Raw genomic sequence first — 7,204 nt, 5'->3', positions numbered from 1 at the left:
ATTATACAGTTACTTTCGCAACAACACCGGCACCTACAGTACGACCACCTTCACGGATTGCAAAACGTAGACCTGGATCCATTGCGATCGGGTGGATTAATTCTACTGACATCTCAACGTTGTCACCTGGCATTACCATTTCTACGCCGTCTTGTAATTGGATTGCGCCAGTTACGTCAGTTGTACGGAAGTAGAACTGTGGACGGTAACCGTTAAGGAATGGAGTATGACGACCACCTTCTTCTTTAGAAAGTACATATACTTCTGCATCGAATTTAGTGTGCGGCTTGATTGTACCTGGTTTAGCAAGTACTTGACCACGTTGTACGTCTTCACGCTTAGTACCACGAAGAAGAACACCACAGTTCTCGCCCGCACGACCTTCGTCAAGAAGTTTACGGAACATTTCTACGCCAGTTACAGTCGTTACAACTGTATCGCGGATACCAACGATTTCAACTGATTCGCCAACTTTAACGATACCAGATTCAACACGACCTGTTACTACAGTACCACGACCAGAGATAGAGAATACATCTTCGATTGGCATTAAGAATGCTTTGTCGATTGCACGTTCTGGTTCTGGAATATAAGTATCAAGCGCTTCAACAAGTGCAAGAACTGATGCTTCACCGTAAGGACCGTCATTACCGTTTAATGCTTGAAGCGCTGAACCACGGATGATTGGAGTGTCATCACCAGGGAAGTCATAAGTAGAAAGAAGTTCACGAACTTCCATTTCTACTAATTCAAGTAATTCTTCATCATCAACAAGGTCACACTTGTTAAGGAATACAAGAATAAATGGTACACCAACCTGACGTGAAAGAAGGATGTGTTCACGAGTTTGTGGCATTGGACCATCAGTCGCAGCACATACAAGGATCGCGCCATCCATCTGAGCAGCACCAGTAATCATGTTTTTAACATAATCGGCGTGACCAGGACAGTCTACGTGAGCGTAGTGACGGATTGGAGAATCGTATTCTACGTGTGAAGTATTAATTGTAATACCACGTGCTTTTTCTTCAGGAGCTGAGTCGATTTGTGAGTAATCTTTCGCTTCACCGCCGTAAGTTTTTGCACAAATAGTTGCAATCGCAGCAGTTAAAGTTGTTTTACCATGGTCAACGTGACCAATTGTACCCACGTTTACGTGTGGTTTATTACGTTCAAACTTAGCCTTAGCCATTTGATTTTCCTCATTTACGTCGACACCAGTTTAGAGAAAAACAACCCTGAAAAACTTTCTTTATCGACATTCGCCTAAAAAAACTAAACACCCAATACTTGAAAAGCAGACTATAATAGCCTGCTTCTTTAAAAATTTTGTAGAAATTCTACCAAGTTTTATATCTGGAGCTCTTATCGAGACTTGAACTCGAGACCTCTCCCTTACCAAGGGAGTGCTCTACCACTGAGCTATAAGAGCGACATCTTCGATTTGGAGCGGGAGACGAGGGTCGAACTCGCGACATGCAGCTTGGAAGGCTGCCACTCTACCAACTGAGTTACTCCCGCATATTGGTATTTACCACTTCAATCGAAGTTAGATGGTGGTGAGAGAAGGATTCGAACCTTCGAAACTTTCGTAGCAGAGTTACAGTCTGCCCCCTTTGGCCGCTCGGGAATCTCACCATATCACACTTACACAGTGCTGTTCTTTACTTCACTTATTACCACACTTAAGATGGTGCCGACACACGGATTCGAACTGTGGACCTACTGATTACAAGTCAGTTGCTCTACCAACTGAGCTATGCCGGCGTTTCTTAGTGTTTCGTACGTTTCGTATCGGAACGGTGTGCAGTTTAGCAAAACTCTGAATTGATGCAAGTGCTTTTTTCAAAAAAACTGTTAAAAACTCATAAAATCAATCCGTTTGATGATAATTCAACCGCTTTGATCACTGCGCGAGCTTTTATTTGGGTTTCATTCCACTCAGATTCAGGATTTGAGTCCGCAACTAGCCCTGCTCCAGCCTGAACATAAACCTTTTTATCGCGAATCACGCAAGTACGAATCGCTATCGACATATCCATTTCGCCATGCCAGCCTAAATATCCAACCGCACCACCAAAAACTCCGCGTTTTACGGGTTCAACCTCATCAATAATTTCCATCGCACGAATTTTTGGCGCACCTGAAAGCGTTCCTGCTGGAAATGTCGCTTTAAAAACATCTAATGCATCCACATCATCACGCACCTCACCCTGCACATTCGACACAATATGCATAACATGTGAATAGCGCTCGATCACCATACGATCTGTAACTTGTACTTTGCCAATTTTAGAAACTCGCCCAACATCATTACGCCCTAGATCAATCAGCATTAAATGTTCAGCAATTTCCTTTTCATCTGACAACAGGTCTTGCTCTAAAGCTAAATCTTCTTCTTTGGTTTTTCCACGTGGTCGTGTACCCGCCAAAGGACGCACAGTTGCAATACCATTTTCCAAACGCGATAAAATCTCTGGTGAAGAGCCAACGATATGAAAGGGTTTCTGATCTGTCAGTGTTTGCCCTTGCACCAAAAATAAGTAAGGTGATGGATTTAAATGGCGTAGAGCACGGTAGACTTGCAAAGCCTCACCATCAAAATCAGACACCATACGCTGACCTGGCACAACCTGCATCACGTCACCCGCACGAATGTACTCTTTCACTTTCTCGACGGTCTCAAGAAACTTTTCTTTTCCTGTAATCGACTCAAAATGTGGTGCAGTATGTGGCTTTGCCTGCAAACTGACTGATACCGCTAGCAACTGTTCAAGCTGATCAAGCTTACGCTGTGCTATGTTATAAGCATCAGACTGACTCGTATCTGCATGATGGATCAAAAAGAGCGTGTCTTTTAAATTATCAAATACAATGACGGTTTGTGACAGCATCAACCAAAGATCAGGTAGGCTCACAGGATCGGCTGTTGGAACGTTTTTGAGTTTTGGTTCAATATAACGAACTGCGTCATAACCCAAATAACCTACCAATCCGCCTGTAAAATTTGGTAAATCAGGCAATTCCGCTTGTGTTGGAACTTTAAATTGGCTTTGGAATTCTCTAATGTATTGGAATGGGTCAGCACAATCTTGCTGTGTCAGCATTCCATCTGCCTGCTGAATGGTCAGTACACCAGCATTACATGAAAAAACGATCGACTCACCCAACCCAATCATAGAGTAGCGTGCCCAATTCTCTCCACCCTCAACGGATTCAAAGAGATAAGCTTGTTTTTGTTCTTTAAAACGTGCAAAAACAGATAACGGCGTTTCAGTATCCGCTAAACGTTGGCGGTACACAGGAATCGTGTTATAGCCTGCTGATTTCAACTGTTCAAATTGTACTAAGGTCGTCATGAATCTTCTCTATGGTTTTTAATTTCTGTGCGTTTTTTCTTTAGTGCTGTCTCAAGCTCGCCATCGAAAAACCATAACCATCTTCATGCTTGTCTCCTTACCAAATCATCTTCTATCAATTCTTCTAGACTATCCACCACTTGTTGCGGCTGACAGTCATAGATACTTTCTCCATGATTATAGCCATAGCTGACCACAATACAATCAATACCTGCACGTCTTGCGGCTTCCACATCATTACTTGAATCACCAATCATCAAGGTTTGTGATGCTGTAGTATTTTGCTGTTGCACACAATGTAGTAAAGGTAATGGATGCGGCTTGCGTTCCGCCAAGCTATCACCACCAATCACCATTTTAAAATATGGACTCAGTTGTAAAATATCGAGAATGCCTTGTGCTAAATGCTCAGGCTTATTGGTGACACAGGCCATTGTAATATGATGGGTTTGGCAATAGTCCAAAAAGGATAAAACCCCCTCATAAACTTGGGTATTTACACAGAGTTCCTGAGCGTAGACTTCAACAAATGTATTGAGGAGTTGCTCTTGCTGCTGAGCATTCACCTGCCCAAACAAATGTTCCAATACCGTTTCACATAGTTTTGCTGCAGCCTTACCCACCCAAGCCCTAATTTGAACTTCAGTTACCAATGGCAGTGCTAGTTTTTCCAAACTTAGATTCATCGCTCGATATAAATCAGCCGCTGAGTCCACAAGTGTTCCATCTAGATCAAATAAAATCAGGTTACGATTTTGCAAATGTGCAACAGACATATCTTTACTCAAAAAATAAAAAAAGCACGCCCAAGCAAAACCTAAACACTGCTTTCATTACAGTGAGAAGTAAAGCTCAAGGCATGCCTCGATTGTAAAAGCTTAAAGCGATTATTTAAAGAATAACCAAGCAATCACAGCTAAAATGATCAGCACAACAATTGAAATCAATCCAACCGAAGCATTTTTCTGTTGTTCAATTTCTTGCTGTACACGCGAAACAGGTTCTTCAATTGCGGTCGGCTGTTGTTGTTCAGCCTGAACATCCACACCTTCAGGAATGGGTGCTGGTTTAGGAATACCGACTTGCTGTGGCATCCCATCTCGATTAATCGGAGTTTCCATTGATCGATCAGCAAGACTAGGCATACCGATGTCATGGGTATTTGAGCTTACAGGCTCGAGCTCAATTTCTGGTAATTCTTTTTCAATTGGAGCGGCAAGTACCGAAAACATAAAACTTGCAAATTGCAAGATATCACCATCATGCAATGCTGTTTCTTGCTCAACTCGCATATCATTGATAAATGTACCATTTGACGAGTTTAAATCCTGCACCCATAGCTGCTGCTCTTTCAGCAACAGAGCTGCATGACGACGTGAAATATCCGCAGATTGTAATAAAATATCTGCATCTTGATGCCGCCCCACCAACATATCATGCGCAATACTAATCTCTTGCCCCGTAAATTCACCTGTAATGGCTTGCAATTTCCAAGTCATAGATGCCTATCCTTATCATAATTTCTTTCAATCATAGCATTGTGACATAAGCGTTTCTGTGCATCTACTGTGAAGACGCAGGACGTATCGTTGTTGTTGTCACCGTGCTCTTACTGCGTTCGGTTGCTTTTGCTGGAAGCTGTACCGTTTTTCTCTGCACTTGCGGCTCAATCACAGCAACAGGTGTTGTCACAACAATGGCTTCATTCTGCGTTGTCGTTGGAACTTTCTGATATGGTGAGGTGCTTAGCACAGGTTGTTGATTGTAAATATCTGCAACATTTTCTGGCAGCCTTGCGAAATTACCATTTTTATCCATCGATAATTGCAAGCTATACAATTGGTTATAGCGTTGCTGAGATAGACGCTGTACATCCTCAGCATCACCAACAATGGTTGGATGAATAAATACAAGTAAGTTGCGTTTTTCATTACCACGACTATCTGAACGGAATAAACGCCCTAGATAAGGGATATCTCCCAGAATAGGTAAACTTTGACGACTAACATCCGTTTGATCAGTAACCAAACCACCTAATACGACTGTTTGACCGTGATCAGCTAAGACCGAGGTTTTAATGGCACGTTTACTCGTGACTAAGTCTGCTGCCTGACCTTTGCTATTTTCAACATTCGAGACTTCCTGTTCCACTTCTAAACGAACAGAACCGCCTTCGCCAATATGCGGAATGACCTTCAGGGTAACACCCACATCTTTACGCTCAACCGTGGTGTAAGGGTTCACCGTACTATTTCCGGTGGTTGCAACTGAACCTGTTACGAATGGAACATTTTGACCCACCACAATATAAGCTTCTTCATTGTCCATCGTCACAATAGACGGCGTAGACAATAGATTGGATTTTTTATTTTCTTTTAATGCTTGAATCAATGCGCCATAGAGTTTACGAGAGCCATTTGCCCCTTCTTTATACTCACCCAGAATAATAGATGAACCTGTTCCAAGTGCAGAACCCACACCAGCAGCCCCACCAGTTAAATAACCTGCTGCGAGCTTAGATATACTCGAACCAACATTCGAAAAGTTAATTAAACCAACCCCACTATTTAGATCACCTAATGCCCATTGCACACCAAGTTGATCAGCATCACTGCCCACAATCTCAATAATTGCCGCTTCAATCAAGACTTGCTGACGACGCGTATCTAATTGTTTAATTGCTGCTTCAATTTCACGCATTAATTGAGGTTCAGCTTTAACCACTAAAGCATTCTGAGTGCTGTCCGCAATAATGCTGACACCCGCGCTGTTGAAGCTCGTCACACCACTATTTTGGCTATTACTGCTGTTATTATTGAGATTAATTGACGATGTAGAAATTGAGGATGACCCTGTCGATGAACCTGAATTTTGGTTATTCGAAACCAGATTATTGACTGAATTTGATTTACTAGCACTATTATTATTTGATGATGAGGAAACTGATTGCCCTGTCACCAAGCCTTGTAAAATTTCAGCTAAATTCTTTGCACTCGCATATTTCAAACGAAATACTTTTAACCCTCCCAAACGGTCTGCTGACGGAACATCCAGCATCTCAATCATCTGACGCAGGCGTTTACGTGAATCAGGATCACCCTTAATCAAAATACGATTGGTACGATTATCTGCAATAATTCGAACTCGCGAACCAATAAAATCTTTGGATGCGCCTGTCGCACTCATGGTCTCAAGCAAGCCAATCACTTCCTCAGCTTGGCTCGATTGCAGACTAACCGCTTCAATATCATTTTGTCCCGTACCATCCAAATTACGAATAATACTTTCAAGCTGATAAATATTGGTCGCACGATCTGAGACAATTAAAGCATTGGTTCCAGCGACTGCCGCCAAATGTGCAAATTGCGGCATCAATGGACGTAATGCGGGAATCAAGTCATTTGGATTGGTATTTTGCAACCAAATCACACGGGTCACAATTTGATCCCCACCCGCACGACTACGTGCATCGTAAGGAATCCCTGCATTTTTCGCATTGCTATCAGGAACTAACTTGACCGTATTACCTGATGGAAGTGCAACCACACCATTCACATTCAACACGCCTAAAAATAGGTCATAAACCTCATCTTTATTTAATGGCTTATTGGAAATAACCGTAACATTACCACGTACACGAGGATCAACCGCAAAGTTCTTCCCCGTAATATCAGCAACTTCATTAATAAATGCCGTTAAATCCGCATCACGTAGATTAATCTTCCATGTTTGTGCTTGCACATTGGTACTGATGCTCGCAACTAAAGGTGCGGCAGCAAGTAGTGCCCAAAGTGGACGTTGATGATTCAAAAAAGCCATAACCTGCACTTATTCCTAACTAATGT

5 protein-coding genes and 4 tRNA genes are annotated in these 7,204 nt (G+C 42.4%); all 9 read right to left on the bottom strand.

Going from position 1 to position 7,204, the window contains the following annotated elements:
* Position 1: 1 nt before the first annotated feature.
* Entirely contained in the window at positions 2–1,192 is a 1,191-nt protein-coding gene (gene tuf, locus C502_RS0112580) for an elongation factor Tu (RefSeq protein ID WP_018679175.1), read from the bottom strand.
* A gap of 165 nt (positions 1,193–1,357) precedes the next feature.
* Positions 1,358–1,432 (bottom strand) — tRNA-Thr (locus C502_RS0112575).
* 13 nt (positions 1,433–1,445) lie between these two features.
* Positions 1,446–1,521 (bottom strand) — tRNA-Gly (locus C502_RS0112570).
* Positions 1,522–1,554: 33 nt separating this feature from the next.
* Positions 1,555–1,638, bottom strand: a tRNA-Tyr gene (locus tag C502_RS0112565).
* A gap of 53 nt (positions 1,639–1,691) precedes the next feature.
* Positions 1,692–1,767, bottom strand: a tRNA-Thr gene (locus C502_RS0112560).
* 98 nt (positions 1,768–1,865) lie between these two features.
* On the bottom strand, positions 1,866–3,359 hold the full coding sequence (trpE, locus tag C502_RS0112555) for an anthranilate synthase component I (RefSeq protein WP_018679174.1): 1,494 nt from the start codon (positions 3,357–3,359) through the stop codon (positions 1,866–1,868).
* A gap of 83 nt (positions 3,360–3,442) precedes the next feature.
* The gene (locus C502_RS0112550; RefSeq protein ID WP_018679173.1) at positions 3,443–4,135 is read right to left on the bottom strand and encodes a phosphoglycolate phosphatase; all 693 of its coding nucleotides are present in this window, start codon (positions 4,133–4,135) and stop codon (positions 3,443–3,445) included.
* A gap of 111 nt (positions 4,136–4,246) precedes the next feature.
* Positions 4,247–4,858 carry an FHA domain-containing protein gene (locus C502_RS0112545; protein WP_018679172.1) on the bottom strand — a complete coding sequence of 204 codons (612 nt, stop codon included), beginning with the start codon at positions 4,856–4,858 and terminating at the stop codon, positions 4,247–4,249.
* 64 nt (positions 4,859–4,922) lie between these two features.
* Positions 4,923–7,178, bottom strand: coding sequence for a type II secretion system secretin GspD (gspD, locus tag C502_RS0112540; protein WP_018679171.1), 2,256 nt, complete (start codon positions 7,176–7,178; stop codon positions 4,923–4,925).
* Between the last annotated feature and the right edge of the window lie 26 nt (positions 7,179–7,204).

The organism is Acinetobacter tjernbergiae DSM 14971 = CIP 107465 (assembly GCF_000374425.1).
In the GTDB taxonomy this organism is placed as follows: Bacteria; Pseudomonadota; Gammaproteobacteria; order Pseudomonadales; family Moraxellaceae; genus Acinetobacter; species Acinetobacter tjernbergiae.
Note: the sequence above shows the minus strand (reverse complement) of the source record. Positions and strands in the feature narration are given on the sequence as shown.

Bases quoted from the DNA above. Each gene is read 5' to 3' on its own strand.
- tuf (WP_018679175.1), bottom strand. From the start codon at position 1,192: ATGGCTAAGGCTAAGTTTGAACGTAATAAACCACACGTAAACGTGGGT.
- trpE (WP_018679174.1), bottom strand. From the start codon at position 3,359: ATGACGACCTTAGTACAATTTGAACAGTTGAAATCAGCAGGCTATAAC.
- C502_RS0112550 (WP_018679173.1), bottom strand. From the start codon at position 4,135: ATGTCTGTTGCACATTTGCAAAATCGTAACCTGATTTTATTTGATCTA.
- C502_RS0112545 (WP_018679172.1), bottom strand. From the start codon at position 4,858: ATGACTTGGAAATTGCAAGCCATTACAGGTGAATTTACGGGGCAAGAG.
- gspD (WP_018679171.1), bottom strand. From the start codon at position 7,178: ATGGCTTTTTTGAATCATCAACGTCCACTTTGGGCACTACTTGCTGCC.